Below are 25,555 nucleotides of genomic sequence, written 5' to 3'. Positions count from 1 at the left end.
GGGTGGGGGTGGGGGTGGTCACGCCAGGTCGCGGGCGCACCGGGCCAGGTCGCCGGGGTCGGTGGTGTGTCCGTCGTGGATCGCGGTGCGCAGCCGCCGTTCCAGGGTGGAGCCCCGGGGCACGGGCAGTCGGGTGTCCCAGGCCAGGGCGGGTCCCGCGCCGGGGTACTCCCGGGCGCGCAGGAACCAGGGGTCGGCGCGGGGGCCCGGCTGGAGGAGGACGAGGGTCCAGGGGGCGCCGTGGGTCGTGGTCCCGGCGATGGAGAGCCAGTCGGCGCGGGAGCCGTGCAGGGCCTTCTCCCCGTGGAGGCCCCCGGCGCCGGTGCAGGTGGGCGGGGCTGGGGCGATGGGGGCCCGCCAGAACAGGCCGCCGTAGCCCGCGCCGGGGCGTCCGTTGGTGGCGGGGCTGCCCACGCTCAGGTCCCGGCCGCTGGTGTTGGTCAGCCGGACGCGCAGGTCCAGGACCCAGGTGTGCTCGTCCAGGGGCAGGGCGCGGGTGGTGCGCTCCTCCCTCAGGAGTTCCCCGCCCCCGGTGTCGGTCCACGACAGCACCTGCACGTGGTGGTCGGGCTCGCGGACCGTCCAGGAGACGTGGCTTTGGCGGCCGTGGTTGTCGAGCAGGACCGGTCCACGGTCGCGGGTGAAGGTGGTTCCTCCCCAGAAGCTGACCCCGGACACGTCGGGGACGGCCACGCTGACGCCGAAGTGGTGCGGGTGGTCGTCGGGGTACTCCTCGGTGACCACCGTCCCGCCCGTGGTGCGGACGGGGTGCAGGTAGGGACGGGGCGACAGGTGCGGTTCGATCCGGGTGCCGTCCTGGAGGCGGGCCAGGACGGCACCCTGGAGTGACAGGTCGGCGGTGGTCACGGCCGCGCCTCCACGGTGGGCTCGGGCGCCCGGACGTCGGGGGACCAGGCGGGGTCGAGTTCGGAGAACAGCGCCAGGCTCTGGGCGCTGCGGTGGACGAGGGCGTCGATCCCGGTGATCACGCGCCGGGTCCCCTCGGGGGTGCGGCTCACCCGCTGGCGTGCGTCGGGGACCGTGACGGGGTCGGGGGCGGTGCGCACCGCCTCCAGCACGTGCATGAACGCGTGGGTGGCGCGGGGTGGGACCAGGAGGGGAGCGTCCCCGTCCACGTGGGCGAGGAGGTTCTCCAGCAGGCCGGTGCGCGGATGGGTGGTGGTCACCGGGGCGCGGCCGGGGCGGTGGAGGGTGACCCGGTCCAGGGTGTAGTCGAGATCGATCCGGCCGAGGGTGCCGTGGACGGTCAGTCGGGGCGGCAGGCTCTCCTGGGCGCACAGGGTCACGGCCACGGTGATGGGTGTGCCGTCGGGTGTGCGTATGCGCAGGCAGGAGGTGTCGTCGCTTTCGATGGGGTGGGCGTGGAACAGCTCCAGTTCGATCTGGGCCGGTGGGTTCGCGCTGGCCCCGGCCACGGACAGCGCGGTGGCCACCGCGTGCGCGAAGGGGTTGGTGAGGGCGCCGTCGACGACGTCGCGGTCGTGGAGTCGGCGCCGCCCGGCCCAGGGGGCCCGGTCGTAGTAGGTGGAGGTGCGGATCCATGTGCCCGCGCCGCCGATACCGCGTAGTTCTCCGACGCTCCCGTCGTCGATGAGTTGGCGGACGGTGTCCAGGGCATGGGAGCCCAGGCTCTGGAAGCCGATCTGGCAGGCCAGGTCGGAGGCGTCCACGGCGGCCACGAGCTGGTCGAACTCGGCCAGGGTGGCGGTGGTGGGCTTCTCCAGCAGCACGTGGGAGCCGTGGTCGAGGGCGGTGCGGACCAGCGGCAGGTGGGTGGGGATGGGGGTGGCGAGGATGGTGACGCTGGCGCCGGTGGCGTCGATCGCCTCGCCCAGGTCGGCGAAGTGGGGGACGGCGCTGTGACCTTCCAGGGCGTCGTCGGCGGCGGGGGGCGTGGGGTCGCAGACGCCGACCAGTCGCACGAGGCCGCTCTCGCTGAGGGGGAGCAGGGCTTTGAGGTGGTGGCGTCCGTGGCCGTGGACCCCGGCCAGCAGGATGGGGACGGGGGCGTTCACCGCTGGGCCTTCAGTAGGTCGTCGACCCTGACCGGGGTTCCCGAGGCGATGGAGGCGTTGGCGGCCAGGCCGGTGAGGAGCGCGTTGCCGCCGTCGGCGTGGTCGGGGCGGATGCCGTCGTCGGCTCCGCCGAACAGCGAGGAGAGCATGACCTGGTCGCCGCCGCCGTGTGAGCCCTCGCCGACCGCGATGGGGATCTCCTCGGGTGGTTGCCAGTGGCGCCGCAGCCACAGGCGGGCGGTGGTGTTCTCCTTGGGAGCGGGCATGCCGCGCACGGGGGTGGTCTCGTCCTGGTGGGGGGAGGTGTACTCGAACTCGGTCATGTCCAGTTCCAGGCGTCCCCTGCTGCCGGTGAGGGAGATCCGGTAGCCCTCCCAAGGGGCGTAGGCGACCAGGTGGTAGCTCAGGCGGGCCCCGGTGTCGTAGGTGACCAGGACGGACATGTCGTCCTCGATGGTGATGCCGGGGCCGAAGACGTTCTGGTCGCGGTGGTAGCCGTCCTCGTGTTCGGCGTCCAGGTACAGGGCGCTGAGGTCGGGGCTGTCGCTCATGTGCAGGGCGAAGGGGTCGTCGGCGGCGGAGGACGAGCCGTGGGTGCGGTCGTAGTCGGCGGCCAGGCCGTGGCGGCGCCCGTTGGCGTCGCCGTAGAAGAACAGGTCGCCTCGGGCGAAGACCTCGGTGGGGCGGGCGCCGATCCACCAGTTGACGAGGTCGAAGTGGTGGCTGGCCTTGTGGACGAGCAGGCCGCCGGACTGGGTCTTGTCGCGGTGCCAGCGGCGGAAGTAGTCGGCGCCGTGGCGCAGGTCCAGGAGCCACTCGAAGTGGACCGAGCCGATCTCGCCGATGGCGTCGGAGGCGATGAGTTCGCGCAGCTGCCGGTGGACGGGGTTGTAGCGGTAGTTGAAGCCGACGGTCACCCGGCCCCCGGTGCGGGCCTGGGCCTCGTTGATGCGGTGCAGCCCGTCGAGGTCGGCGGTGAGGGGTTTTTCGGTGATCGCGTCGGCTCCGGCTTCCAGGGCGGCGACCACGTAGTCGGCGTGGGTGCGGTCGACGGTGCACACGATGACCTCGTCGACCCGCTCCTGGGCGAGCATGCGGGTGAAGTCGTCGGGGGTGTAGGTCGGGACCGCCTGGAACCCCGCGTCGGTGATGATCCGGTTGTGGACGGCCATCCGGGTCCGGTTGGTGTCGCACAGGGCGACCAGTCGGCCCTGGTTCCGGTGGCTCACGGTCAGCGCCCAGGTGTACATGCGGGCGCGGGATCCGGTTCCGACGATGGCGTACCTGCGTGGGGTGGTGTCGTTCACACACCGCATGGTAAACGCTTTCCATAGCGTTCGACAAGGGTGGGGGCCGTTGTGGAGGTCGCGCCGCGCGAGGCGTCGCCTCCGGTGGGGCGGGGGTGGTGCCAGGGATGAGGGGTGCGGGGAGTCGCCTCCGGGAGTGGTCACACCTCGGAGTGCTCGCCGACATCGCGCTGGTCGGGGGGTGCGGGGCACGGTTTGGGGGAAACCCGTCGTTGACACCCGTGTAACCCGATGCTAGAAACTGATCAATCTTAGTATCTGGATAGCGCTTACCAAGACGGCTTCGACCGATTCGCCCCGTGTTCTCCCTCACAGGGGCACAGCGCCCGTCCCCTCCGATCCAGATTGGCGGTCTCCAGTCATGAACCCAGGCCCGAACACGCCCGCCACCGGGGCGCAGCCCCCACCGGACGGTGGGGCTCCGTGAACGCCCTGCTGGAACGCAGGTCCGCGGCGCAGACGGAACCCGACACACCCGCGCCGCGCGCCGAACGCCCCCGACGCTCCGGGAACCGCGCCAGGCGGGAGAACCTCGCCGCCTACGGCTTCCTGGCTCCGTGGTTCATCGGACTGCTGTTCATCACCGCGGGCCCGCTGCTGGCCTCCTTGTACTTCTCCTTCACCGACTACAGCCTCATCGGGGACCACGCGTGGGTCGGATGGGACAACTACCAGCGCATGCTCGACGACGAACGGCTCTTCAGCGCGCTGAAGGTCACCTTCGTCTACGTGTTCACCTCGGTGCCGCTCCAGCTCGCCCTGGCCCTGGCACTGGCGCTGGTACTGGACCGGGGCGTGCGCGGCCTGGCGCTGTACCGGTCGGTGTACTACCTGCCCTCGCTGCTGGGCGGCAGCGTCGCGATCGCGATCCTGTGGCGACAGGTCTTCGGCGCCGACGGCCTGATCAACCTGGTCCTGGGTTTCCTCGGGGTCGAGAACGCGCCGGGCTGGGTCTCCCACCCCGACTACGCGCTGGGCACGCTCATCGTGCTCAACGTGTGGACGTTCGGCGCCCCCATGGTGATCTTCCTGGCCGGCCTGCGGCAGATCCCCACCATGTACTACGAGGCCGCGTCCGTGGACGGCGCCGGGCCGCTCCGCCGGTTCTGGAACATCACCGTTCCCATGCTCACCCCGATCATCTTCTTCAACCTGGTGTTGCAGATCATCAACGCCTTCCAGACCTTCACACAGGCGTTCATCGTCAGCTCGGGCACCGGCGGGCCCTCGGACTCCACCCTCTTCTACACGCTCTACCTGTACCAGCGCGGCTTCGGCTCCTTCGACATGGGCTACGCCTCGGCGATGGCCTGGCTGCTGTTGGTGATCATCGGTGGGTTCACCGCGGTGAACTTCCTGGCTTCGAAGTACTGGGTCTTCTATGGCGACTGACACCACGGCCCCCACACGGACACGGCCGAAGACACGACCGCGGGCACCGCGGACACGGGAGCGTTCGCGCGGCGAACGCGTCCGGCGGCTGCTCACCCACATCGGCCTGATCACGGCCGGACTGGTGATGCTCTACCCGCTGCTGTGGATGCTCGCCAGCTCCTTCAAACCCACCGAGGAGATCTTCCGCGCCCCCGGCCTGGTCCCGGAGACCTTCACCCCGAGCAACTACACCGACGGGTGGACGGCGCTGGAGTACCCGTTCCACCACTACCTGCTCAACTCGGCGATCGTGGTCGCCGGCGCGATCATCGGCAACCTCATCGGATGCTCGATGGCCGCCTACGCCTTCGCGCGGCTGGAGTTTCGCGGCAAGCGGCTGTTCTTCGCGATCATGCTCGCCACGATCATGCTGCCGATCCACGTGATCATCGTGCCGCAGTACATCCTGTTCTCCGAGCTGGACTGGATCAACACCTTCCTGCCTCTGATCGTCCCCAAACTCCTGGCCACCGACGGCTTCTTCGTCTTCCTGATGGTGCAGTTCATCCGCGGACTGCCCAAGGAACTGGACGAGGCCGCGCGCATCGACGGGTGCGGGCACGTGCGGATCTTCCTCCAGGTGATCCTGCCGCTGTCCCTGCCGGCCCTGGCCACCACCGCGATCTTCACCTTCATCTGGACCTGGAACGACTTCTTCAGCCAGCTGATCTTCCTGACCAGCCCGGACATGTACACCGTGCCCGTGGCGCTGCGCACCTTCGTCGACGCCACGTCGCAGACCTCGTGGGGTCCGCTGCTGGCGATGTCGGTGGTGGCGCTGGGGCCGGTCTTCGGATTCTTCCTGGCTGGCCAGCGATACCTGGTCAAAGGCATCGCCACCACCGGAATCAAGTAGTCGAAGGGAAACGAACCCATGCGAGCCATCCCCCGCGGCGGGCCCTCCCGCCGCCGCTCCACCCTCCTGCCCCTCATCGCCGGGGTGAGCGCCCTCGCCATGGCCGCCACCGCCTGCGGCGGCGGGGGAGGCGAGTCCGAGGACGGTGTGGTGGAACTGCGTTTCTCCTGGTGGGGAGCGGATGACCGGCACTCCACGACACAGCAGGTGATCGACCTGTTCGAGGCCGAGAACCCCGACATCCGGATCGTCGGGGACTACAGCGACTGGTCGGGGTACTGGGACCGCCTGGCGACCAGTACCGCGGCGGGTGACGCGCCCGACATCATGACGCAGGAGGAGCGGTACCTGCGCGAGTACGCCGAACGCGGCGCCCTGGCGGACCTGGGCGAGTTCGACCAGACCCTGGACCTGTCGAACATCGACCCCCTGATCGCCGAGAGCGGCGATCTGGACGGGCGGACCTTCGGCGTGGCCACGGGTGTGAACGCCTACACGATCATGGCCGACACGCAGGCCTTCGAGGACGCGGGCGTGGAACTGCCCGACGACTCCAGCTGGACGTGGAAGGAGTACGTCGAACTCGCCGGAGAGATCAGCGAGGCCACCGGCGGAGACGTCGTGGGCACCCAGAGCATGGCCTACAACGAGAACGGTTTCCAGATCTTCGCGCGCCAGCGGGGGGAGCGCCTCTACAACGAGGACGGCTCCCTGGGCTTTTCGCGGCAGACCCTGGAGGAGTGGTACGAACTGACGGTGGAGCTGCTGGACAACGGCGGCCAGCCGAGCGCGTCGGAGAGCGTCGAGATCGAGGCGGGCGGCCCCGACCAGTCGGTCCTGGCGACCAACACGGGCGCGATGGCGCACTTTTGGACCAACCAGCTGGGCGGCCTGACGGCCTCGTCCGGGCGTGACCTCGAACTGCTGCGCTACCCCGGTGAGACCGAGGAGGACCGGAGCGGCATGTTCTTCAAGCCGGCCATGTTCTACGCGATCTCGTCGGAGTCCGAGCACCCGGAGGAGGCGGCGCGGTTCGTCGACTTCCTGCTCAACAGCCAGGAGGCGGCGGAGCTGATCCTGGCCGACCGGGGCCTGCCCGCCAACGTGGACGTGCGCGGGCAGATCACGGACTCGCTGTCGGAGCCGGACGCGCGCAGCGCGGTGTTCCTGTCCGAGGTCGAGGGCACGATCGTGGACGGCAACCCGCCGCCGCCGATCGGCGCCGGTGAGGTCGTGGAGATCACCAAGCGGATCGCCGACGACCTGGCGTTCGGCGACATCACCCCCGCCGAGGCGGCGGAGCGGTTCATGTCGGAGGTGGCGACGGCCACCGGTTCGGCCTGACGCCCGATGTTCCTGTGGGCTGTGCGGGAGCGCTCCCGCACAGCCCACGGCCGCGTCCGGCGTTCCGTGAACTCGGTGCACGTCGGTGGAACCTGGGGTCCTATGCTCGGCGAAGATCCGATCATCACCCCCTGGAGGTTCTCCGTGTCCGTGCAGCCGGTTCGGCATCGTGCCTCGGGTTTGGCCTTCGCCCTGGCCGCGGCTCTGGCGTTCGGTGGGGCGGGGGTCGCGGCCCGGCCGCTGCTGGCGGCGGGGATGGATCCGTTGCAGGTGACGTGGTTGCGGGTGGCGGGGGCGGCGTTGGTGCTGGCGCCGATCGCGGTGGTGCACTGGCGGGTGCCGTTGCGGCGGCCGTGGCTGGTGTTGGGGTACGGGGTGGTGCCCATGGCGGGGGTGCAGGCGCTGTACTTCGGGGCGGTGGCGCGGATCCCGGTGGGGGTCGCGTTGTTGATCGAGTTCCTCGGCCCGGTGCTGGTCCTGGTGTGGTTCCGCGTGGTGCGTCGTACCCGGGTGTCTCCGGCGGCGATGGTGGGTGTGGTGCTGGCCGTGGCCGGTCTGGGGCTTCTGCTGGAGGTGTGGGCGGGGATGCGCCTGGACCCGGTGGGCGTGGGGTTGGCGTTGGGGGCCGCCGCGGCGCAGGCGGGGTTCTTCCTGTTGTCGGATGCCACGGGTGAGGACGCGGATCCGTTGGCGGTGATCGCGTTCGGTGCGGTGGTCGCGGCGGCGCTGCTGGGTGTGCCCGCGCGACCGTGGACGCTTCCGTGGGGGACGTTGGGTGAGGCGTTGCCGTTGGGCGGGGTGGTGGTGCCGGGGTGGGCGATGGTGGTGTGGTTGGCGGTGGTGAGTACGGCGGTGGCCTACGCCGTGGGAGTGATGGCGGTGCGGCGGTTGTCGCCTCAGGTGGCGGGGGGTGTGGCCTACCTGGAGGTGGTGACGGCGATCGGGTTGGCGTGGGTGTTGTTGGGTGAGGCGTTGAGCCTGGTGCAGGCGTTGGGTGCGGTGGTGATCGTGGCGGGGGCGTTCGTGACGCAGACCGCGGTGCCGTCGCGGGCCGCGGAGGTGTCGCGGGCGCGGCGGGCGGTTGCCTCGGAGGGGGCGGGGCTCGGTGAGGGTGGTGCCGGGCCCGGGCCCGTGTCGGAGGGGCGCTGACCGGCGGCTGCCCGGGGGCCGGTCAGGGCGTGAGTGCGGTGAGGTCGATCTCGGCCCAGGCGACGTCGTGCCAGGCGTCGTGTTTGTGGCCGACGCGGTGCATGGTGCCGACGGTGGTGAAGCCCATGGCGCGATGGAGGGCGAGGCTGGGGTCGTTGGGCAGGGTCATGCAGGCCACGGCGGTGTGCATGCCGCGTGCGGCCAGTGCGGGCAGGAGAGCTCGGTAGAGGGCGCGGCCGCGGCCGGAGCCGCGGTGGTGCGGGTCCAGGTAGACGCTGACCTCGCATGACCAGGCGTAGGCGGCGCGGGCGCGGAAGGGGCCGCCGTAGGCGTAGCCGAGGACCTGGTCGTCCTCCTCCAGGACGAGCCAGGCGTGGTGGCGTTGGGCGGCGGTGATCCGTCGGGCCATCTCCTGGGTGTCGGGTGGGGTGAGTTCGAAGGTGATGGCGGTGTCGGTGGTGTAGGGGGCGTAGATCGCGGCGCAGGCGGCGGCGTCGTCGGGGGTGGCGTCGCGTACGTGTGTGGTCATGGTTCTCATAATTCATCATGGTAAATCATCTGTGCAGTATGGTGAACACATGAGTGATCAACTGGGTTCCGCCCTCGCCGAGACCCTGCGCGGTCTGCGTACCGCCCGTGGGCTGACCGGAGCCGCCCTGGCCGAGCGCGCGGGAGTGTCGCGGGCGATGATCAGCCGGATCGAGCATGGGGACGTGCAGCCCACGGCGGTGCTGCTGGGCCGGTTGTCGGCCGCGTTGGGAATCACGCTGTCGGAGCTGATCGCCCGCGCCGAGCACGAGGGCCGACGGTTGGCCCGGGCCGCCGACCAGCCGGTGTGGACCGATCCCGAGACCGGGTACCGTCGGCGCGCCCTGTCCCCCCGGCCGGGCGGGGTGATGGAGTTGATCGAGGTCGAACTGCCGCCGGGGGCGCGCGTGGCCTATCCGGCCGACGCCTATGCCCTGCGCCATCACCAGATCTGGGTCATCGAGGGCGACCTGGCCTTCACTGAGGGGTCGGTGGAGCACCGGCTCGGGGCCGGTGACTGTCTGGAGTTGGGTGCGCCCGTGCCGTGCGTGTACCACAATCCCGCTGGCACGGTCTGCCGCTATCTGGTCGCCTTGGCTTCCTCCCGGCCCTGACCGGACCGCGGCGGCGGGGTCATCGCGTGTGTTGGTCAAGGAGGGCGCCCACGACGGCCACCCCTTCGCGGATGTCGGTGTCGGTGCGTCCGGCGTAGCCCAGGACCAGTCCGGGCGGGCCGGGGCGTTGGCGGTGCCAGGTGAGCGGGTGGGCCTTGACGCCGCGTTCCAGCGCGGCGGCGGCCAGGTCGGTGTCGGTGACGGGGGCCTCGAGGGTCACGGTCAGGTGGAGTCCGGCGGCGGCGCCGTGGACGCGGGCCCCTGGTAGGTGGGTGCGCAGGGCGTCGATCATGGTGTCCCTGCGGCGGCGGTGGCGTCCGCGCAGGGTCCGCAGGTGGCGTTCGAGGTCGCCCGAGGCCATGAGGTGGGCCAGCACCAGCTGCGGCAGTGTCGCGCTGCCCAGGTCGTTGAAGCGTTTGGCTTCGACCAGGGCGGGGCGCCAGCGCGGTGGGGCCACGATCCAGCCCAGGCGCAGGGCGGGGGCGAGCAGTTTGGACACGCTCCCGGCGTAGCAGACCCGGTCGGGGGCCACGGACGCCAGCGCGGGGACGGGGTGGCGGTCGTAGCGGTGTTCGGCGTCGTAGTCGTCCTCGATGACCAGTCCGCCCTCCATCGCCCACCGGATCAGGTCGCGGCGGCGCCGCCCGCCGAGTACGACTCCGGTGGGGAACTGGTGGGCGGGGGTGGCCAGGACCGCTTCGGCGCCGGTGGCGCGCAGGGCGTCGACGCTGACGCCGTCCTCGTCCACCGGGACCGGCGGGGTGCGCAGCCCGGCGTGGTCGAGGTGGTGTCGTACACCCAGGGAACCGGGGTCCTCCACGGCGACCGTGTCGATGTGCTGGTGGCGCAGCGCGGCTCCGATGAGGCCGAGGGCCTGGGCGGTGCCCGAGACGATGAGGACGTCCTCGGGGCGGGTGCGGATGCCGCGGGTGCGGGCGAGCCAGTGGGTGAGGGCCGTGCGCAGCTGTGGTGTGCCGCGGGGGTCGCCGTAGCCGAGCGCGGAGGCGCTGGTGTCGGTCAGCACGGCGCGTTCGGCGCGCAGCCACGCGGCTCGGGGGAAGGCGGCCAGGTCGGGGACGCCGGGGGACAGGTCGATGCGGGCGCGGGCCTGGCGCAGGCGGTCGAAGACGTCCGGGCGGGGGTGGGGGGAGAAGAGCGGGCTCGGGTCGGGGCGGGTGTGGGGGTGGGTGCGTGCTGGTGGGGGTGTCATGGTCGCCATGACGATGGTGCCGGCTCTGCCGTGGCCGCGTACGTGGCCGTCCTCGGCCAGGCGCCGGTAGGCCTCGGTGACCACGCCGCGGGACACGCCCAGGTCGGTGGCGAGGGTGCGGGTGGGGGGCAGGCGGCTGCCCCGGGGCAGGTCGCCGTGGGTGATCGCGGTGCGCAGCCGGTCGGTGAGCCAGTCGGTGGTGTGGCCGGGTGGGGCGTGGGCGGGGTCGAGGTGGAGGAAGTCGGCCCCCACCGGTTTGGACCTGTCGGATGGGTCGTGATTGGACCTGTTCACTGGTCCAGTGTGACGGAAGGCTGGGTGCATGCACACAGTCGTTCCCTTGTTCAGATACCGGTCGCGGTCCGTTCCCGTGCGCGGGGAGGTGACGGCGTGAGCGTGGAGTTCCTGTTGACCGCTCTGGTGGTGGTGGCCGTCCCGGGGACCGGGGTGTTGTACACGGTGGGGGTGGGGCTCTCGCGGGGGACCCGGGCGTCGGTGCTGGCCGCGTTCGGGTGCACGCTGGGTATCGTCCCGCACGCGTTGGCGGCGGTGACGGGTGTGGCGGCGCTGTTGCACGCCAGCGCGACGGCCTTCCAGGTCCTCAAGTACGCGGGGGTGGCCTACCTGCTGTTCATGGCCTGGAGTACGTGGCGCGACCGTGGGGCGTTGGCGGTGAAGGGTGATGCCTCGTCCCGGTCGGGGGTGCGGGTGGTCGTCTCCGGGGTGCTGCTCAACCTGCTCAACCCCAAGTTGACGATCTTCTTCCTGGCGTTCCTGCCGCAGTTCGTGGGGGCGGGGGCGGGTGATCCCCTGGTGCGCATGCTCGTCCTGAGCGGGGTGTTCATGGCGCTGACGTTCGCGGTGTTCGTGGTCTACGGGCGGTTCTCGGCTCTGGTGCGCGACCGTGTGGTCGGCGACGAGCGTGTGCTGGCCTGGCTGCGGCGCGGCTTCGCGGGCGCGTTCGCCCTGTTGGGGTTGCGGTTGGCGGTGGCGCAGCCCTGACGGGCGCGGGGCGCGTTCGGGGCGCGGTGTTCGCCCCGAACGCCCCGGCGGGCGGTGTCAGGTTCCGGTGTCGGCGGTGGGGGTGAGTCTGCGTTCGATCCCGTCCAGCAGCGCCTCCAACCCGAACCGGAGCGTCTCCCAGGCCTCCTGTTCGAGGTAGGGCTCGCTGTCGTCGGTGTTGGTGAAGGCGCCCTCCTGGGCCATGGCGGTGAGGGTGGGGAAGCGGTCGCCGAAGTCCGGTGCGACCTCCTCCAGTTGCGCCGAGCGCGCGTACCACCACTCGTCCTCGGCCATGCCCGTGGCGGCCTGGGCCTGGCGGGCCTCGGCGCTGGTGCGGACCAGTCCGCGTACGAGGTTGTACAGGCTGCCGAAGGCGCTGCGGATGTCTCCGGGGGCGAGGCCGGCCCGGTGCAGGACCAGGGCCAGGGCCTCGAAGACCCGGTACTCGTGGGGGCCCAGGACGGGACGGGCGTGGGAGACCTGGAGGGTCCAGGGGTGGCGCAAGCTGAACCGCCACAGGTGGTGGGCCCAGGTGGTGGTGGCGGTGCGCCAGTCTCGGTCGGTCTCGTGTTCGACCGCCTCGGCCAGTTCGGCGAAGGCGTGGTCGTACATCAGGTCGATGAGTTCGTTCTTGCTGGCCACGTAGGTGTACAGGGACATCGCCGACCGTTGCAGGCGCTCGCCCACCGCGCGCATGGACAGGGCCGTCATGCCCTCCTCGTCGGCCACGGCGATGGCCGTTTCCACGACCAGGTCCACGCTCAGTTCGGGGCGGGGGCCGGGGGAGGCGTGCCGTTCCGGGGCCGCGGTTCCCCGCCACAGCAGTGCCATGGAACGGCGCGCGTCCCCCTGTCCGGCGTAGACGACCACGGCTGCCTCCTTCGGCTCGTGTTGACCCGGGGTGATCACTTTAGCGCATAAGGAGTTGAAGGTTGTCCCCGGTGTGTCGATCCACGTATCGACTTTGTCTCCTTAGTGCGTAAACTATCGACCTCCACCATCAGTTTACACCCTACGGATTTGTGAGGCCCAGCGTGCGCACCGAACCCGTCGCCCTCGCGGACACCCATGGCACCATCCAGGTCAGGGGTGCCAGGGAGAACAACCTCACCGATGTGTCGGTGGACATCCCCAAACGCAGACTCAGTGTCTTCACCGGTGTGTCGGGGTCGGGAAAGTCCTCCCTGGTGTTCGGCACGATCGCCGCCGAGTCCCAGCGTCTGATCAACGAGACCTACAGCACCTTCGTGCAGGGCTTCATGCCGAGCCTGGGCCGCCCCGACGTGGACACGCTGCGCAACCTCAGCGCGGCGATCATCGTCGACCAGGAGCGCATGGGCGCCAACTCCCGCTCGACCGTGGGCACGGCGACCGACGCCGCCGCCATGCTGCGGATCGTGTTCAGCCGGGCGGGCACTCCGCGCCTGGAGCCCTCCAGCGCCTTCAGCTTCAACAACGCCGAGGGCATGTGCCCCGAGTGCGAGGGCCTGGGCCGCACCCACCAGGTGGACGTCGGGGAACTGGTGGACCGGGACCTGTCCCTGAACGAGGGCGCCATCACCGCGCCCGGGTTCGCGGTCGGCAACTGGTACTGGCGGACGATGGCCCACTCCGGGATGGTCGACCCCGACACGCGGCTGCGCGACTTCACCCCCGAGCAGTGGGAGACCTTCCTGCACACCCCCGCCACCCGCGTCAAACGCGAGGGCGACTCCTTCACCTACGAGGGCCTGCTGGTCAAGGTCCGCCGCACTTACCTGTCCAAGGACCGCGAGTCCATGCAGCCGCACATCCGCGCGTTCGTGGACCGGGCGGTGACCTACTCCACCTGCCCCGAGTGCGACGGCGCCCGCCTCAACGCCCGGGCCCGGTCCGTGAAGGTCCAGGGCCGCACCATCGCCGAGTGCGCGGCCATGCAGATCGACGACCTGGCCGCGTTCGTGCGCACCGTCGACGAGCCCTCGGTCGAACCGCTGGTCGACAACCTCGGCCACACCCTGGACTCCCTGGTCGAGGTGGGCCTGGGCTACCTGAGCCTGGACCGGGAGTCGGGCACCCTGTCCGGCGGCGAGGCCCAGCGGGTGAAGATGGTGCGCCACCTGGGGTCCAGCCTCAGCGACGTCACCTACGTCTTCGACGAGCCCACGGTCGGCCTGCACCCCCACGACATCGAGCGGATGAACCGCCTGCTGTCGGGGTTGCGCGACAAGGGCAACACCGTCCTGGTGGTCGAGCACGAACCCGAGACCGTCGCCATCGCCGACCACGTCGTCGACCTGGGCCCCGGAGCCGGACCCGACGGTGGCCGGATCACCTACACCGGCGACGTGGCCGGGCTGCGCGCCTCGGGCACCCTCACCGGACGCCACCTGGACCACAGGGTCACCCCGCGCGAGAAGGTCCGCACCCCCGCCGGCGTCATCCCCATCACCGGAGCCAACACCCACAATCTCAAGGACGTCGGTGTCGACATCCCGCTCGGGGTGCTCACCGCCGTCACCGGGGTGGCCGGGTCGGGCAAGAGTTCCCTCATCCACGGCTCCCTGACCGGCCGTGACGGCGTGGTCGTGGTCGACCAGTCACCGATCCGCGGGTCACGGCGGTCCAACCCGGCCACCTACACCGGGCTGCTCGACCCGATCCGCACCGCCTTCGCCCGCGCCAACAAGGTCAAGGCGTCGTTGTTCAGCGCCAACTCCGAGGGCGCCTGCCCCGAGTGCAAGGGCGCCGGGGTCATCTACACCGACCTGGCGATGATGGCGGGTGTGGCCTCCACCTGTGAGAAGTGCGGGGGCTCCCGGTTCCGGCCCGAGGTCCTCACGCACACGCTGCGGGGCAGGAACATCAGCCAGGTGTTGGCCATGACGGTGGAGGAGGCACGTGGTTTCTTCACCTCCGGCAACGCCGGCGCCATCCTGGGACGGTTGCACGACGTCGGTCTGGGCTACCTGGGGTTGGGACAGCCCCTGACCACGCTGTCGGGCGGTGAGCGTCAGCGGCTGCGGCTGGCCGTGCACATGGCCAAGGAGGCGTCGGTGTACGTGCTGGACGAACCCACGAGCGGGCTGCATCCGGCCGATGTGGACCGGTTGCTGGCGTTGTTGGACCGGCTGGTGGACGCCGGTGGGACGGTGGTGGTGATCGAGCACCACCAGGCGGTCATGGCGCACGCCGACCACATCGTGGACCTGGGGCCGGGCGCCGGGCACGACGGGGGACGGATCGTGTTCGAGGGCGCGCCCGCGCGGATGGCCGCCGAGGCCGACACCCTCACCGCCCGGCACCTGCGCGCGTACCTGGGCTGGTAGGCGCGCGGGGTCGCCGCCCCCGCCCCCACCGGGGCGGCGACCGCGGTCCGGACCCCGGTAGCGGGGCGGGGGCCCGGACCGCGACCTTTCCCGGGGGTGGGGCGGAGGGCGGGTCAGACGGTGTGGTCCAGGACGAAGTCGAACTCGGCGGCCTTGCGTCCCCAGTGGTTGTGGACGTTCATCAACAGCCGGGGGTCGAAGATCCAGTCGGTACCGTTGCGCGGCTCGCCCGGGAAGTACAGCTGGGTGGTGAGCACCGGCCGGGCCGGGGCCTGCACCTTGACGTGCAGGTGGCGAGTGCGTCCGGGGTAGAGGCCGGGGACGACGGTGGTCAGGCGGAAGGCGCCGTCCGCCGCGGTGTACTGGTGGCCGCGGTAGTCGTAGCCGGTGTTGTCGTAGACGCCGCCGGCGTCGGCCTGCCAGAAGTCGAGCAGGGCTCCGGCCACGGGTCGGCAGTCCCTGGTGAAGACGTAGCCGGAGACCGACAGGAGCACCCCGTGGTCGCCCGGGACCACCAGGTCGCGGCGGCGCGGGGAGTGCGGTGTGAAGTAGGGGCCCTCCATCTGCGGGGGCGTGGGGTCGTCACCGTCGTCGCACTGCGGGGTGGGGTCCAGCGCGGTGCCGTCCGCGGCCCGGTCGCGGGCGAGCGCCGGGGCGGACCCCGCGGCGGACAGCAGCGCGGCGGCGGGTGCCGCGACGAGGGCGGCCCTGAACAGGGTCTTGCGGGTCGGTCCGTCCTGGTGTGGGCGGTCGGTGCTCTCGGCCATGGAGGCGCTCCTCGTGGGGGAGGTGGGGGGTGGGGCCCGGCCGGGACTCCCTGCGGGTGAGGATGAGACTACGTTCCGTTCCCTCCGGGGGCGATGGACGGATCTCGGCGAACGTGGTGCTTCTCCGGGACGGTGCGGCAGCGGCGCCGGAACCGCCCGGGGCTGGTCCCCGTCTCGCGGCGGAAGAACCGGCAGAAGTAGGCGGGGTCGGTGAAACCGACCGCTCGGGCCACCGCGGCCACGGTCAGGCCGGTGCCGGCCAGGAGCCGTTTGGCCTCCAGGGTGCGGGCGTCGCGCAGGAGCGCGCCGGGGGTTCGGCCGGTGGCCCGTTTGACCGCGTCGGCCAGGTGGCCGGGGGTCACCCCGAGCCGGGCGGCCGCTTCGGCGACCGGCATCCCGGTGGCCGAAGCGGGTTCGTCGAGGAGGCGGAGGAACCGCTGGGCCGGGGTGTCCGTGCCGGAGTGCGGCCGCGCGGGTCCCCGATCGGCCCGGCGGGCCGCTCGGGTCAGCAGGATGTGCAGGTAGGCGCGGAGCACCGAGGCCATGCCGGGCTTTCGGGCGCGGAATTCGCGCAGCATCTCGTCGAGGACTCCGGAGACCTCGGCGGCGGCCTCGGGGGGCAGGGCCTGCCAGGGGTGGTCGGCGGCCAGTCGGCGCAGAAGGCTGAGGTCGTCCGGCCGGTCCAGTAGGAAGGCGTCCTCCAGCAGCATCACGTGGCCGTCCACGCCGTGGGCCGCCGCCCAGTGGTGCACCTGTCCGGCGGAGAGGATCCCCAGGTTGGGTGGGGTGATCGGCCACCGGTGCAGGTCGATGACGTGCTCACCGGAGCCGGCCGTGACGTGCACGATCTCGTGGAAGGTGTGTCGGTGCGCGAACGCGGCCCGGGACAGCGGGCCGATCGTGTCGAAGGTCCCGATGGCGAACGGGAAGAGCTGCGGGGCTGGGACCTCCAGTCGGTGCAGTTCCAGGGGGGATGCCGTCTCCATGCTCGTTCTCCTGCCGTTCCCGGTGTGGTGGGCCGGTGTCGGCTCCATCATCGCCAATCGGATCGTTGAACGGTCCCGGGAGCGGGTTCGGCCCGGTGGGCGGGTTCGGGTTTCGGGCAGGGGCGTGGCGTCTCGGGCGGTGGGGCCGCCTCCCCGGTGTGGCGCCACCGGGGAGGCGGGGTCTGGGTGGTGGCCGTGGTCCGGGTCAGGGAGCGGGGACCGGCTCGGGCTCGCCGGTGGCGAACTGGGTGCGGTACAGCTCGGCGTAGCGGCCGCCGCGGGCGAGCAGTTCGCCATGGGTGCCGCGTTCGGCGATCCGGCCGTCCTCGACCACGAGGATGGCGTCGGCGGCGCGGATGGTGGACAGTCGGTGGGCGATGACCAGGGAGGTGCGGCCGCGCATGGCCTCGGCCAGGGCGTCCTGGACGGCGGCCTCGGAGGTGGAGTCCAGGGCGGAGGTGGCCTCGTCGAGGATGACCACCTCGGGGTTGGTCAGCAGCAGGCGTGCGATGGTCAGGCGCTGGCGTTCGCCGCCGGAGAAGCGGTAGCCGCGTTCGCCGACCACGGTGTCCAGGCCGTCGGGCAGGGCGGCGACGAGGGTGTCCAGGCGGGCTCGGCGCAGGGCGTCCCACAGGTCGGTGTCGGTGGTGTCGGGGTTGCCGAGGGTGAGGTTGGCGCGGATGCTCTCGTGGAGGAGGTGGCCGTCCTGGGTGACCATGCCCAGGGTGTGGCGCAGGGTGTGGAAGGTCAGGTCGCGCACGTCGTGTCCGCCGACGCGGACGGTTCCGGAGTCGGTGTCGTAGAGGCGGGGGGCGAGTTGGGCGATGGTGGACTTGCCCGCGCCGGAGGAGCCGACGAGGGCGACCATCTGGCCCGGTTCGACGCGGAAGGACACGCCGTGCAGGACGGGTCCGTCGTCGGTGCTGTCGAGGGTGGCCACCTCCTCCAGGGAGGCCAGGGACACCTTCTCCGCGCCGGGGTAGCCGAAGGTGACGTCGTCGAACTCCAGGGACGCGGGGCCGGGGGGCAGGGCGTGTGCGGTGGGGCGTTCGTCGACGAGGGGCTTCAGGTCGAGGATCTCGAACACGCGGCCGAAGCTGACCAGGGCGCTCATGACTTCGACGCGGGCGCTGGCCAGTGCGGTGAGGGGGGCGTACAGGCGGGTGAGGAGCATGCCCATGGACACGACCGTGCCCGCGTCCAGTTGTCCGCGCAGGGCGTAGAGGCCGCCCAGTCCGTAGACCACGGCCAGGGCGAGGGCGGAGACCAGGGTGAGGGCGGTGAAGAAGACCTCCTGGACCATGGCGGTGCGCACGCCGATGTCGCGGACGCGGCGGGCGCGGCGGGCGAACTCGGCGGATTCCTCGTCGGGGCGGCCGAAGAGTTTGATGAGGGTGGCGCCGGGGGCGGAGAAGCGTTCGGTCATCTGGGTGCTCATGGCCGCGTTGTGCAGGGTGCGTTCGCGTTCGATGCGGGCCAGGCGGGCGCCCATGCGGCGGGCGGGCAGGACGAACACCGGGAGCAGGAGGAGGGCGATCAGGGTGATCTGCCAGGACAGGCTGACCATGACCACCAGCGCCAGGGCGAGGGTGACGAGGTTGCTGATGACGCCGGAAAGGACGTCGCTGAAGGCGCGTTGGGCGCCGATGACGTCGTTGTTGAGGCGGCTGACCAGGGCTCCGGTGCGGGTGCGGGTGAAGAAGGCGACGGGCATGCGTTGGACGTGGTCGTAGACGGTGGTGCGCAGGTCGAGGATGAGCCCCTCTCCGATGCGGGCCGACAGCCAGCGCACGACCAGTCCCAGGGCCGCCTCGGCGACGGCGATGGCGGCGATGGCGGCGGCCAGGAGGAGGACGGGGCGTAGTGGGGAGCCCTCGACGATGGCGTCGACGACGCGTCCGGCCAGGAGCGGGGAGGCGACGGCGAGGGCGGCGGTGGCCACGCTCAGGGTGAGGAACCAGGTGAGGTGGCGGGTGTGGGGGCGGGCGAAGGAGGCGATGCGCCGTAGGACCGGTAGGGAGAAGGGGTGCTGGTCCTCTCGGGCGTGCGTGGCGTGATAAATGGAGTTCCACGCGGCCATTTCCATGCTCATGGGTTCGTGGGGCGCGGGCCCCGGCCTCCTCACGGTGCGGTGTGGGTCGTGACCGGGGCGGGCGGGTGGTCCGCCGTGCGCGGGCCGGTCACCACCGACCGTAGAACCTGAACCATTGTTTAGGTCAAGGGGTCGGGTGAGGCAGGGGGATCGGCGCTCCGGCGGTGGCCGCCAGAGCGCGGGTTCGGGGCTCAGGCGTGGGCGGGGACCCGGTGCCGGGCCTGGTCGTGCTCGTCGGCGCGGCCGGAGGGCTGGGTGTGCACCCGCACGGCGTCGTCGGAGGGGGTCAACAGCAGCGCCCGACCCACGGTGGCCTGGACGCCGGCGCTGACGCGCGCCACGACCGGCACGGTGAGGGTGAACAGCGCGCCCGCGACCATGTGGATCAGGGTCGTGGCCAGCACGGGGGAGTCCGGCAGGAGGTAGGCGCCAACGCCGGTGTAGCCGGGGATGTGGTGGAGCGCCCAGCCCCACAGGGGGTACAGCAGCCCGCCCACACCCGCCGCCCACCAGGTCAGGGTCAGGGCGAAGGTGACCAGCGACAGCGGGAGAACCACCAGCGCGTGGAGGGCGTCCAGCCAGCTCTGCTGACAGGCCAGGGGGGGTCAGAGCGCGGCGTAGGGGGCCCGCCTCGGGCCGGGCGGGACGATAGGCGCGCCGGACCACGGGACCGCCCAGCAGGTCGGCCAGGCGGATGCGTTCGACGTGGGCCGCGCCGCGGGCGGTGTGGAGGGCCGCGACCAGGACGAACAGGCCCACGACGGCTACGGCGGAGCCGACTCCGGCGGCGAGTCCGGTCAGGACCAGGGCGAAGGCCGGGATGGTCAGTACCGGTCCCAGCAGTACGTAGCGGGTGTCGGCGGCGATCCGGGCGAAGGGGTCGGTGTTCATGGAAGCGAACCTACGCTCGCGACCGGGACCGGGTCAGGGCCGTAGGGGTGAGGGCTCGGGGTGGTACTGGCCCCACCACGCCTTGGCGCCGGGGGCGTCGGTGCGAGGCCCGGTTTCGGTGCCCGATACTGGAGGCGCGAGATTCGGAGCCACGGAGGCCTGTGTGACCACCACTGAGACCAACGACGCGACGATGCACGGCGAGCCGGAGCTGCGTTACCGAGCGGCCGTGCCCGGTGACGTCCCCGCACTGGTGGAGCTGGTCAACTCCTGCTACCGGGGTGACGCCTCACGGCGGGGGTGGACGACCGAGGCGGACCTGCTTGACGGCCAGCGCGTGGACGAGGACAGCGTGGGCGATCTGCTCTCCCGCACGAACACGCTCGTCCTGGTGGCCGAGTCCGACGGGGAGCTGATGGCCTGCTGCGAGCTTCGGAGGGGGACCGGCGGCGCCTACTTCGGGATGTTCTCCGTGCGGCCCACGGCCCAGGGCTCGGGACTGGGCCGTCGCGTGCTCGCGGAGGCCGAGCGCACCGCCGTGCGGACGTGGGGGTGCCGCCTGATGCGGATGAAGGTGATCAAGCAGCGCTCCGACCTGATCGCCTGGTATGAGCGGCGCGGATACACCAACACGGGCCGGGTCACCCCCTTCCCCTACGGTGACGAGTCGTTCGGGCTGCCCAAGCGCCCCGACCTGGCCTTCGTCGAACTCACCCGCGAGCTGCCCGCCGACCTGGTCTGAACCCGGCGCGTGCCCGTGGTTCTCGTTCCGGCACCGCGCGGGAGCGGTGGTCGTCGTGGCGCGGGCCCCGGCCACGGGGGAACGCTGGTGGACACGGGCGCCGGCCCTGGGGCGGATCCGGGTGGGGGTCAGCCGCGTTCGAGGTTGGCCGACATGCGTTCCAGCACGTCGACCGTGGCGCGGTACTCCTGGTCGCTGATGCCCTGGGCCAAGCGGCGGCGCGCGTCACTGACCTTCTCGAAGAGGGCCTTGTGCGCCGTTTCGCCCGCCGCGGTCAGGGACAGCGGCCGCTCCCCCTCCACCCATCCGCGTGCGCGCAGGTGGTCGACCACGGGCGCGACGGTGGGCTCGTCCTCCTCCAGGAAGGGGGCCAGGCGCCGGTCCAGGTCGGCGACCGTCACGGGGTCGCTGTGCAGGGAGGTGAGCACCTGCCAGTGGCGCCGCCCCAGGGACTCGGTGGACAGTACCCTGTCGAAGTCGTTCTCGATCAGCCGGTCCAGGTGCTTGAGCCAGTAGCCGATCGGTAGGTCGGACATGGGGGTCCTCCAGGCGTGGACGGCGGTGTCAGGACGACGGTATATCTCGCCCGCTCGTGCTGACCAGTGACGGCGTGCGGTGTCGCCGTCTTCCGGGCCCGTTCGTGCGTGGGCCCGGAAGACGGGGCGCTCAGGCACGACAGACCAGGGCGCCGCGCGGGATCACGAACACTCCGTCGGGGTCCTGGCTCCACCGGCTCCAACCCGCCGAGATGTCCTCCAGGTCCTGTCGGGTGGCGTACCCCTCGGCGACTGCCTGGCGGCCCATGTCGGACTCCAGGATCCTTGTGGCCCACATCTGCCCCCACCACTCGCGGCGTTCGGGGGAGGAGTGGCTCCAGGCCTCGGAGACGTAGGTGACGTCGGTGAACCCGGCCCGGTGCGCCCAGGCGACCATGTGGCGTCCGGCGTCGGGTTCGCCGCCGTTGGCTCGGGCGACGCGCTGGTACAGGGACATCCACGCGTCCAGTTCGGGCAGGCGGGGGTACCAGAACATGCCGGAGTAGTCGCTGTCGCACACGGCGACCACGCCTCCTGGGCGGGCGACCCTGCGCATCTCGGCCAGGGCGCGCACGGGGTCGCTGACGTGTTGCAGGACCTGGTGGGCGTGGACGATGTCGAAGGTGTCGTCGGGCAGTTTCAGGTCGTGGGCGTCGTGGACCTGGAAGTCGATGTCGTCCAGGCCAGCCTCCTGGGCGGTGGCCCGTGCCAGGTCGACGGCCTCGGCGGAGGAGTCCACGGCGGTGACGGAGCCGGGGGCGACGCGCTGGGCCAGGTCGACGGTGATGGTGCCGGGTCCGCAACCGACGTCCAGCAGGGAACGACCGGGGGCCATCTCATCCAGTGCGTAGGCGGTGGAGTTGGCGGCGTTGCGCCAGCGGTAGGAGTCGGTGACCGAGCGGTGTTGGCCGTGGGTGTAGCGCGACATGGGCTCCCCTTTCTGAGGGGTGTCGTGGAGTGCCTGTGGTGGGGACCCTACACCTATGTCTCTCTTTTTGAGATTTGATTCTCATTATTTGAGACATGCGTGCCGGGTGGGGAGTTCGCACGTGCGCCGCACGCCCCTTCCCCTATGCTCCCCGTGAGGCCGCCACCGCCCCCAGCGGACCGATCCCGCGGCCCACCCGAACGCGGCGAGGAGCCAACGATGACCGTCAGGCACAGGGACGTCGAGGTCAACGGAGTCCGCTTGCACATCGCCGAACAGGGGGAGGGGCCGCTGGTCCTGCTCCTGCACGGTTTCCCCGAGAGCTGGTACTCCTGGCGCCACCAGTTCGCCCCGCTGGCCGAGGCCGGTTACCGTGTGGTCGCTCCCGACCAGCGCGGATACGCCCGCAGCGAGAAGCTCAAGTCCACCGACGCCTACACCCTGCCGCACCTCGTCGGCGACGTCACCGCGCTGATCCGCGAACTCGGGGCCTCCAGCGCCGTCCTGGTCGGCCATGACTGGGGGGCGCCCGTGGCCTGGGCGACCGCGCTGCTGCGCCCCGACCTGGTGCGTGGTGTGGCGGGGCTCAGCGTTCCCCCGGCGCCCCCGGCCATGATGCCTCCGCCCTCGGTCACCCGGGACCTGTACGGCGAGGGCTTCTACCAGATCTACTTCCAGGAGCCCGGTACGGCCGACGCCGAGCTCGCTCAAGACCCGGCCGCGACGCTGCGCCGCATCCTGTTCAACGCGTCGGGGGACAACCCCCGGGTCGAACAACCCGAGCCCTGGGTCATCCCCGAGGGCCAGACCCTCCTGGACACCATGCCCGAACCGGACGCCCTGCCCGACTGGCTGACCGAGGAGGACGTGGCCGCGTTCGCGGAGGACTACCAGGGCGCCGACGCGTTCACCGGACCGCTCGACTGGTACCGCAACATCGAACGCAACAACGAGCTCATGGCCGCCTTCCAGGGCCGCACGGTCGACGTGCCCGCGCTGTACGTGGTCGGTGACAAGGACATGGTCGTGTCCCTGAAGGGCGTGGACTTCCTACGCGAGAACCTGCACCTGGTCGCGCCGCGCGTGCACGCCAACATCACCCTGGCCGGGTGCGGGCACTGGACGCAGCAGGAACGTCCCGAGGAGGTCAACGCCGCGCTGCTGGACTTCCTCGCCCACGTGGAGGAGGACGGCGCGTCCTAGCTCCGGCCCTGGAACGCGCCGCCGCCGGTTGGCCGCGTGAGCGCCCGTGGGCGGGCCGGTCGGGCCCGCCCACGGGGGTCAGCCGTGGACCTGTGTGTTCTGGCAGGCGGTCAAAAGCCAGCGGCCGTCTTCTTTGGACATCACGTACAGCGGTGTGCCCTCGGGCTGATCCCTTGCCGGAGCACCGTCGCGGGTCAGGTAGCGCTGGCGGACCTTGACCGCGGCCACGTCCGGTCGGATGAACTGGACGTGGTCGACCTCGTAGACGGGGACGAGGTCTCCCATCGCCCCGGGCAGCACCTTGTGGGTGAAGTCGCTGATCTCCTCGCGCCCGAACAGTCGTCTGCCGTGGGCCGTGGTCCAGATCGCGTCCTGGCGGAACAGCGCGGCGAACGCGTCGGGGCGTTCGTCGCGCTGCGCGCGTTCCACCTCGGCGACGACCCGGCGGATGGCCTCGATCTCGGTCTCGTGGGTTCGGTCGGGGGTGTGCGGTGTGGTCATGGAGGGGAGTCTTCTACCTAAAGTTATGTTGAGGTCAATTGCTCTCCGCGGTCTTCGGCAGGTCCGCGAGCCAGTCGGCGAACGTGGTCGGCGCGATCCGGGCCCCCTGCCCCGGGAGTAGGACGTTCCCGGCCATCTCCGTGTCGAAGGCGCCCGACCACGTCGGCACCAGCGTGACCTGACGACCCTGCGCCTGGTGGGTGCGCCGGGCCATGTCGACCAGGTCCTGGGGCTCGGGTCCGGCCAGATCGGCGTGGTGTCCCCGCGGCTGACCGGGGGCGACCTCGGCCAGGACGTCGGCCACGTCGGCGGGGGCGACGGGCTGTACGAGCAGTGGGGCGATCTGGGCGACGCCGTCCCTCTCGGTCCAGCTGGCGACCATGGCGGCGAAGTCGTGGAACTGGGTGGCCGGGACGATCGTCCACGGCACCCGCCCCTCGGCGACCAGGCGCTCCTGCTCCCGCTTGGCGGCGTAGTGCGGGTTGCCCCCGACGCGGTGGATTCCCACGATCGAGAGCAGTACATGGTGGCGCACACCCGCGCGCTCCTCGGCGGCGAGCAGGTTGCGGGTCATGGTGCCCAGGTGGTCGACCGCCGTGGAGCGGTCGGCGGCCGTGGTGTTGGTGGCGTCGACGACGGCGTCGACCCCGGTGAGCGCCCGGTCGAGTCCATCCCCGGTGAGCAGGTCCACGCCCTGTGCGCGGCTGATGCCCACGACCTGGTGCCCCTCCCGTTCCAGGGCCCGGACGGTGAGGGACCCGATGTTGCCCGTGGCTCCGGCGACCGCGATCCGCATGGTGTTCACTCCTTGTGTCGGCTACTGCGCAGCTTATTGAGGATAAAAAAGTTCCGCAATATCTTTAATAGACTGGAGGACATGAAGCTGCCTGTGAGTACCGAGTGGGTGTTGCACTGCGCCACGACCCTGGCCCAGCTCGAACCGGGGGCCACCGCGTCCGCGACACGACTGGCGGAGTACTACGACATCCCCGCGCCCTCTCTCGCCAAACAGCTCCAGGCACTGGTCAGGGCGGGTGTGTTGGACGCGACCACGGGTCCGCGCGGCGGATTCCGGCTCGCCCGGCCCACCTGCGACATCACTCTCCTCCAGATCGTCGAGGCCGTCGACGGCCCCTCCTCGCCCTACGTGTGCCGCGAGATCCGCCAGCGGGGACGCGGGGCGCTGCCACCCGAGGACTGCCAGGACAGGTGTGTCCTCGCCCAGAAGATGGACGAGGCCCACCAGGTCTGGCGGGACAGCCTCGCCGGGGTCTCACTGGCCGAGGTCCTGGACAGCCTGCCGCCCACCGTGCCCGAGCGCACCCGGGCACGGCTGACCGCTCGGCGCTGACCCCGTCAGCGAGAGCCCCCGGCGCGTCGCCGCCCGAGCGCGGTGGTCAGACCAGTGGATCGCCGTAGGTTGCCATGATCGGGGCGAGATCGGGTTCGCCGAATCTTTCGACCATTTCTTTGAACCTCAACACCTTGTTCTCACCGAAACGTCGAAGTCGCTCTTCGTAGGAGGCACGCGAAACGAAGACCGGCGGATCCGTCTTGCTGTGGAACTTGTCCGCGAACATGACGAGCTCCTCCTCCGGGGATTCCGCCAGATAGTCGTCGACCGGAATGGGAAGCCCCTGGTTGAGAACGTCCGAACGGCTCACACCGACGCCTGTATGGCAGGAGCAGAAACGCTGAATTTCCTCGGGGAACCCTTCTTCGGCGAGGATGTCGCGGCCCAGTACTCCATGGCGGACATAGTTCGCGTGGTCGATCCTGCCGGAGTCGTCGTAGAGCGCGTACACACCGATGTCGTGGAGGAGACTGCCGGCGCGCACGAGCTCGGCGTCCAGGCCCTCCGGGCAGCGTTCGAGCAACCGTTCGGCGATGTCGCGGACGATCCGGCAGTGCCGATGGACGAGTGCGAACGCCTCGGGTGTGGGGGCGTACTTCTCGTGCAGGTCACGGATCCGGGCGTCCGTCGGAATGCGCATGGCCACGACACTACCCCGCCCCGGCGTCGCCGTTACCACGCCCGAAGGCGGGGAGTCCATCGGTCGTCGCCGGCACCATATCAATGCGTGACTCGCACCGGAAGGCGAGCGGAACGCATTGGCCTCC

The 25,555-nt window shown here is 71.1% G+C and carries 25 protein-coding genes and 1 pseudogene; 10 read left to right on the top strand and 16 right to left on the bottom strand.

The window, feature by feature from the left end; genetic code table 11:
* Nucleotides 1-18 precede the first annotated feature (18 nt).
* Genes KIK06_RS07800 through KIK06_RS07790 form a run of 3 tightly spaced genes read right to left on the bottom strand, consistent with a single transcriptional unit; the run spans nt 19 to nt 3,352 of the window.
* A complete protein-coding gene (locus tag KIK06_RS07800; RefSeq protein WP_268642597.1) occupies nt 19-867 on the bottom strand; it encodes a PmoA family protein in 849 nt (282 codons plus the stop codon).
* Nucleotides 864-2,036, bottom strand: a complete 1,173-nt coding sequence (locus KIK06_RS07795) for a Gfo/Idh/MocA family protein (RefSeq protein ID WP_268642596.1) — start codon at nt 2,034-2,036, stop codon at nt 864-866. Before KIK06_RS07795 ends, KIK06_RS07800 begins: the two co-directional genes overlap by 4 nt.
* Complete coding sequence (locus KIK06_RS07790) at nt 2,033-3,352, bottom strand: Gfo/Idh/MocA family protein (protein WP_268642595.1); 1,320 nt, start codon at nt 3,350-3,352, stop codon at nt 2,033-2,035. Before KIK06_RS07790 ends, KIK06_RS07795 begins: the two co-directional genes overlap by 4 nt.
* Nucleotides 3,353-3,766: 414 nt before the next feature.
* Between KIK06_RS07790 and KIK06_RS07785 the strand changes: the two genes are divergently transcribed.
* From KIK06_RS07785 to KIK06_RS07770, 4 genes are all read left to right on the top strand, one after another.
* The gene (locus tag KIK06_RS07785) at nt 3,767-4,735 is read left to right on the top strand and encodes a carbohydrate ABC transporter permease (protein ID WP_017601418.1); all 969 of its coding nucleotides are present in this window, start codon (nt 3,767-3,769) and stop codon (nt 4,733-4,735) included.
* Nucleotides 4,725-5,633: a carbohydrate ABC transporter permease gene (locus KIK06_RS07780; protein ID WP_017601419.1), complete on the top strand. Its 909-nt coding sequence runs from the start codon at nt 4,725-4,727 to the stop codon at nt 5,631-5,633. Before KIK06_RS07785 ends, KIK06_RS07780 begins: the two co-directional genes overlap by 11 nt.
* A gap of 18 nt (nt 5,634-5,651) precedes the next feature.
* The gene (locus tag KIK06_RS07775; protein WP_268642594.1) at nt 5,652-6,977 is read left to right on the top strand and encodes an ABC transporter substrate-binding protein; all 1,326 of its coding nucleotides are present in this window, start codon (nt 5,652-5,654) and stop codon (nt 6,975-6,977) included.
* A 102-nt stretch (nt 6,978-7,079) separates the two neighbouring features.
* The gene (locus tag KIK06_RS07770; RefSeq protein ID WP_268642593.1) at nt 7,080-8,126 is read left to right on the top strand and encodes an EamA family transporter; all 1,047 of its coding nucleotides are present in this window, start codon (nt 7,080-7,082) and stop codon (nt 8,124-8,126) included.
* A 22-nt stretch (nt 8,127-8,148) separates the two neighbouring features.
* Here the strand turns inward: KIK06_RS07770 and KIK06_RS07765 are convergent, their stop codons facing one another.
* The gene (locus tag KIK06_RS07765) at nt 8,149-8,655 is read right to left on the bottom strand and encodes a GNAT family N-acetyltransferase (RefSeq protein ID WP_017601422.1); all 507 of its coding nucleotides are present in this window, start codon (nt 8,653-8,655) and stop codon (nt 8,149-8,151) included.
* Nucleotides 8,656-8,704: 49 nt separating this feature from the next.
* Between KIK06_RS07765 and KIK06_RS07760 the strand changes: the two genes are divergently transcribed.
* The gene (locus tag KIK06_RS07760) at nt 8,705-9,268 is read left to right on the top strand and encodes a helix-turn-helix domain-containing protein (protein WP_268642592.1); all 564 of its coding nucleotides are present in this window, start codon (nt 8,705-8,707) and stop codon (nt 9,266-9,268) included.
* Between the two features lie 19 nt (nt 9,269-9,287).
* Here the strand turns inward: KIK06_RS07760 and pdxR are convergent, their stop codons facing one another.
* Complete coding sequence (gene pdxR, locus KIK06_RS07755; protein ID WP_268642591.1) at nt 9,288-10,772, bottom strand: MocR-like pyridoxine biosynthesis transcription factor PdxR; 1,485 nt, start codon at nt 10,770-10,772, stop codon at nt 9,288-9,290.
* 96 nt (nt 10,773-10,868) lie between these two features.
* Here pdxR and KIK06_RS07750 point away from each other — a divergent pair, with 96 nt between their 5' ends.
* Nucleotides 10,869-11,480 (top strand): LysE family translocator, encoded by a 612-nt coding sequence (locus KIK06_RS07750; protein WP_268642590.1) that lies wholly within the window; start codon nt 10,869-10,871, stop codon nt 11,478-11,480.
* 57 nt (nt 11,481-11,537) lie between these two features.
* Here the strand turns inward: KIK06_RS07750 and KIK06_RS07745 are convergent, their stop codons facing one another.
* A complete protein-coding gene (locus KIK06_RS07745; protein ID WP_268642589.1) occupies nt 11,538-12,350 on the bottom strand; it encodes a TetR/AcrR family transcriptional regulator in 813 nt (270 codons plus the stop codon).
* A gap of 164 nt (nt 12,351-12,514) precedes the next feature.
* On the opposite strand from KIK06_RS07745, the gene KIK06_RS07740 reads away from it, so the two are divergent.
* A complete protein-coding gene (locus KIK06_RS07740; protein WP_268642588.1) occupies nt 12,515-14,788 on the top strand; it encodes an excinuclease ABC subunit UvrA in 2,274 nt (757 codons plus the stop codon).
* A gap of 113 nt (nt 14,789-14,901) precedes the next feature.
* Here KIK06_RS07740 and KIK06_RS07735 read toward each other — a convergent pair whose 3' ends face one another.
* The 5 genes and pseudogenes from KIK06_RS07735 to KIK06_RS07715 all read right to left on the bottom strand — a co-directional run.
* Nucleotides 14,902-15,555, bottom strand: coding sequence for a dioxygenase family protein (locus KIK06_RS07735; RefSeq protein ID WP_017601428.1), 654 nt, complete (start codon nt 15,553-15,555; stop codon nt 14,902-14,904).
* Nucleotides 15,556-15,623: 68 nt separating this feature from the next.
* Nucleotides 15,624-16,541, bottom strand: a complete 918-nt coding sequence (locus KIK06_RS07730; RefSeq protein ID WP_268642587.1) for a helix-turn-helix domain-containing protein — start codon at nt 16,539-16,541, stop codon at nt 15,624-15,626.
* A gap of 205 nt (nt 16,542-16,746) precedes the next feature.
* Entirely contained in the window at nt 16,747-18,633 is a 1,887-nt protein-coding gene (locus KIK06_RS07725; RefSeq protein WP_268645891.1) for an ABC transporter ATP-binding protein, read from the bottom strand.
* Between the two features lie 191 nt (nt 18,634-18,824).
* On the bottom strand, nt 18,825-19,190 hold the full coding sequence (locus KIK06_RS07720; RefSeq protein ID WP_268645889.1) for a sensor domain-containing protein: 366 nt from the start codon (nt 19,188-19,190) through the stop codon (nt 18,825-18,827).
* Nucleotides 19,191-19,296: 106 nt separating this feature from the next.
* Nucleotides 19,297-19,524 (bottom strand): annotated as a pseudogene (locus KIK06_RS07715) (sensor domain-containing protein); the annotation flags it as partial.
* A gap of 193 nt (nt 19,525-19,717) precedes the next feature.
* On the opposite strand from KIK06_RS07715, the gene KIK06_RS07710 reads away from it, so the two are divergent.
* Nucleotides 19,718-20,266 carry a GNAT family N-acetyltransferase gene (locus KIK06_RS07710; protein WP_040691457.1) on the top strand — a complete coding sequence of 183 codons (549 nt, stop codon included), beginning with the start codon at nt 19,718-19,720 and terminating at the stop codon, nt 20,264-20,266.
* A 128-nt stretch (nt 20,267-20,394) separates the two neighbouring features.
* Here the strand turns inward: KIK06_RS07710 and KIK06_RS07705 are convergent, their stop codons facing one another.
* The gene (locus tag KIK06_RS07705; protein ID WP_017601434.1) at nt 20,395-20,802 is read right to left on the bottom strand and encodes a MarR family winged helix-turn-helix transcriptional regulator; all 408 of its coding nucleotides are present in this window, start codon (nt 20,800-20,802) and stop codon (nt 20,395-20,397) included.
* A 130-nt stretch (nt 20,803-20,932) separates the two neighbouring features.
* Nucleotides 20,933-21,730: a class I SAM-dependent methyltransferase gene (locus tag KIK06_RS07700; RefSeq protein WP_268642586.1), complete on the bottom strand. Its 798-nt coding sequence runs from the start codon at nt 21,728-21,730 to the stop codon at nt 20,933-20,935.
* Between the two features lie 219 nt (nt 21,731-21,949).
* Between KIK06_RS07700 and KIK06_RS07695 the strand changes: the two genes are divergently transcribed.
* Complete coding sequence (locus tag KIK06_RS07695) at nt 21,950-22,933, top strand: alpha/beta fold hydrolase (RefSeq protein WP_268642585.1); 984 nt, start codon at nt 21,950-21,952, stop codon at nt 22,931-22,933.
* Between the two features lie 78 nt (nt 22,934-23,011).
* On the opposite strand, the gene KIK06_RS07690 is transcribed toward KIK06_RS07695, so the two are convergent.
* A complete protein-coding gene (locus KIK06_RS07690) occupies nt 23,012-23,434 on the bottom strand; it encodes an SgcJ/EcaC family oxidoreductase (protein WP_017601437.1) in 423 nt (140 codons plus the stop codon).
* Between the two features lie 34 nt (nt 23,435-23,468).
* Nucleotides 23,469-24,230, bottom strand: a complete 762-nt coding sequence (locus KIK06_RS07685; RefSeq protein ID WP_268642584.1) for an SDR family oxidoreductase — start codon at nt 24,228-24,230, stop codon at nt 23,469-23,471.
* An 81-nt stretch (nt 24,231-24,311) separates the two neighbouring features.
* Here KIK06_RS07685 and KIK06_RS07680 point away from each other — a divergent pair, with 81 nt between their 5' ends.
* The gene (locus tag KIK06_RS07680) at nt 24,312-24,785 is read left to right on the top strand and encodes an RrF2 family transcriptional regulator (RefSeq protein WP_026128103.1); all 474 of its coding nucleotides are present in this window, start codon (nt 24,312-24,314) and stop codon (nt 24,783-24,785) included.
* Nucleotides 24,786-24,831: 46 nt separating this feature from the next.
* Here KIK06_RS07680 and KIK06_RS07675 read toward each other — a convergent pair whose 3' ends face one another.
* Complete coding sequence (locus KIK06_RS07675; RefSeq protein ID WP_268642583.1) at nt 24,832-25,428, bottom strand: HD domain-containing protein; 597 nt, start codon at nt 25,426-25,428, stop codon at nt 24,832-24,834.
* Nucleotides 25,429-25,555: the final 127 nt, after the last annotated feature.

Source organism: Nocardiopsis sp. EMB25, assembly GCF_026797795.1.
Classification (GTDB): domain Bacteria; phylum Actinomycetota; class Actinomycetes; order Streptosporangiales; family Streptosporangiaceae; genus Nocardiopsis; species Nocardiopsis lucentensis.
Note: the sequence above shows the minus strand (reverse complement) of the source record. Positions and strands in the feature narration are given on the sequence as shown.

Bases quoted from the DNA above. Each gene is read 5' to 3' on its own strand.
- KIK06_RS07790 (WP_268642595.1), bottom strand. From the start codon at position 3,352: ATGCGGTGTGTGAACGACACCACCCCACGCAGGTACGCCATCGTCGGA.
- KIK06_RS07780 (WP_017601419.1), top strand. From the start codon at position 4,725: ATGGCGACTGACACCACGGCCCCCACACGGACACGGCCGAAGACACGA.
- KIK06_RS07775 (WP_268642594.1), top strand. From the start codon at position 5,652: ATGCGAGCCATCCCCCGCGGCGGGCCCTCCCGCCGCCGCTCCACCCTC.
- KIK06_RS07770 (WP_268642593.1), top strand. From the start codon at position 7,080: ATGCTCGGCGAAGATCCGATCATCACCCCCTGGAGGTTCTCCGTGTCC.
- KIK06_RS07765 (WP_017601422.1), bottom strand. From the start codon at position 8,655: ATGACCACACACGTACGCGACGCCACCCCCGACGACGCCGCCGCCTGC.
- KIK06_RS07760 (WP_268642592.1), top strand. From the start codon at position 8,705: ATGAGTGATCAACTGGGTTCCGCCCTCGCCGAGACCCTGCGCGGTCTG.
- KIK06_RS07735 (WP_017601428.1), bottom strand. From the start codon at position 15,555: ATGGCCGAGAGCACCGACCGCCCACACCAGGACGGACCGACCCGCAAG.
- KIK06_RS07730 (WP_268642587.1), bottom strand. From the start codon at position 16,541: ATGGAGACGGCATCCCCCCTGGAACTGCACCGACTGGAGGTCCCAGCC.
- KIK06_RS07725 (WP_268645891.1), bottom strand. From the start codon at position 18,633: ATGAGCATGGAAATGGCCGCGTGGAACTCCATTTATCACGCCACGCAC.
- KIK06_RS07710 (WP_040691457.1), top strand. From the start codon at position 19,718: ATGCACGGCGAGCCGGAGCTGCGTTACCGAGCGGCCGTGCCCGGTGAC.
- KIK06_RS07705 (WP_017601434.1), bottom strand. From the start codon at position 20,802: ATGTCCGACCTACCGATCGGCTACTGGCTCAAGCACCTGGACCGGCTG.
- KIK06_RS07700 (WP_268642586.1), bottom strand. From the start codon at position 21,730: ATGTCGCGCTACACCCACGGCCAACACCGCTCGGTCACCGACTCCTAC.
- KIK06_RS07695 (WP_268642585.1), top strand. From the start codon at position 21,950: ATGACCGTCAGGCACAGGGACGTCGAGGTCAACGGAGTCCGCTTGCAC.
- KIK06_RS07690 (WP_017601437.1), bottom strand. From the start codon at position 23,434: ATGACCACACCGCACACCCCCGACCGAACCCACGAGACCGAGATCGAG.
- KIK06_RS07685 (WP_268642584.1), bottom strand. From the start codon at position 24,230: ATGCGGATCGCGGTCGCCGGAGCCACGGGCAACATCGGGTCCCTCACC.
- KIK06_RS07680 (WP_026128103.1), top strand. From the start codon at position 24,312: ATGAAGCTGCCTGTGAGTACCGAGTGGGTGTTGCACTGCGCCACGACC.
- KIK06_RS07675 (WP_268642583.1), bottom strand. From the start codon at position 25,428: ATGCGCATTCCGACGGACGCCCGGATCCGTGACCTGCACGAGAAGTAC.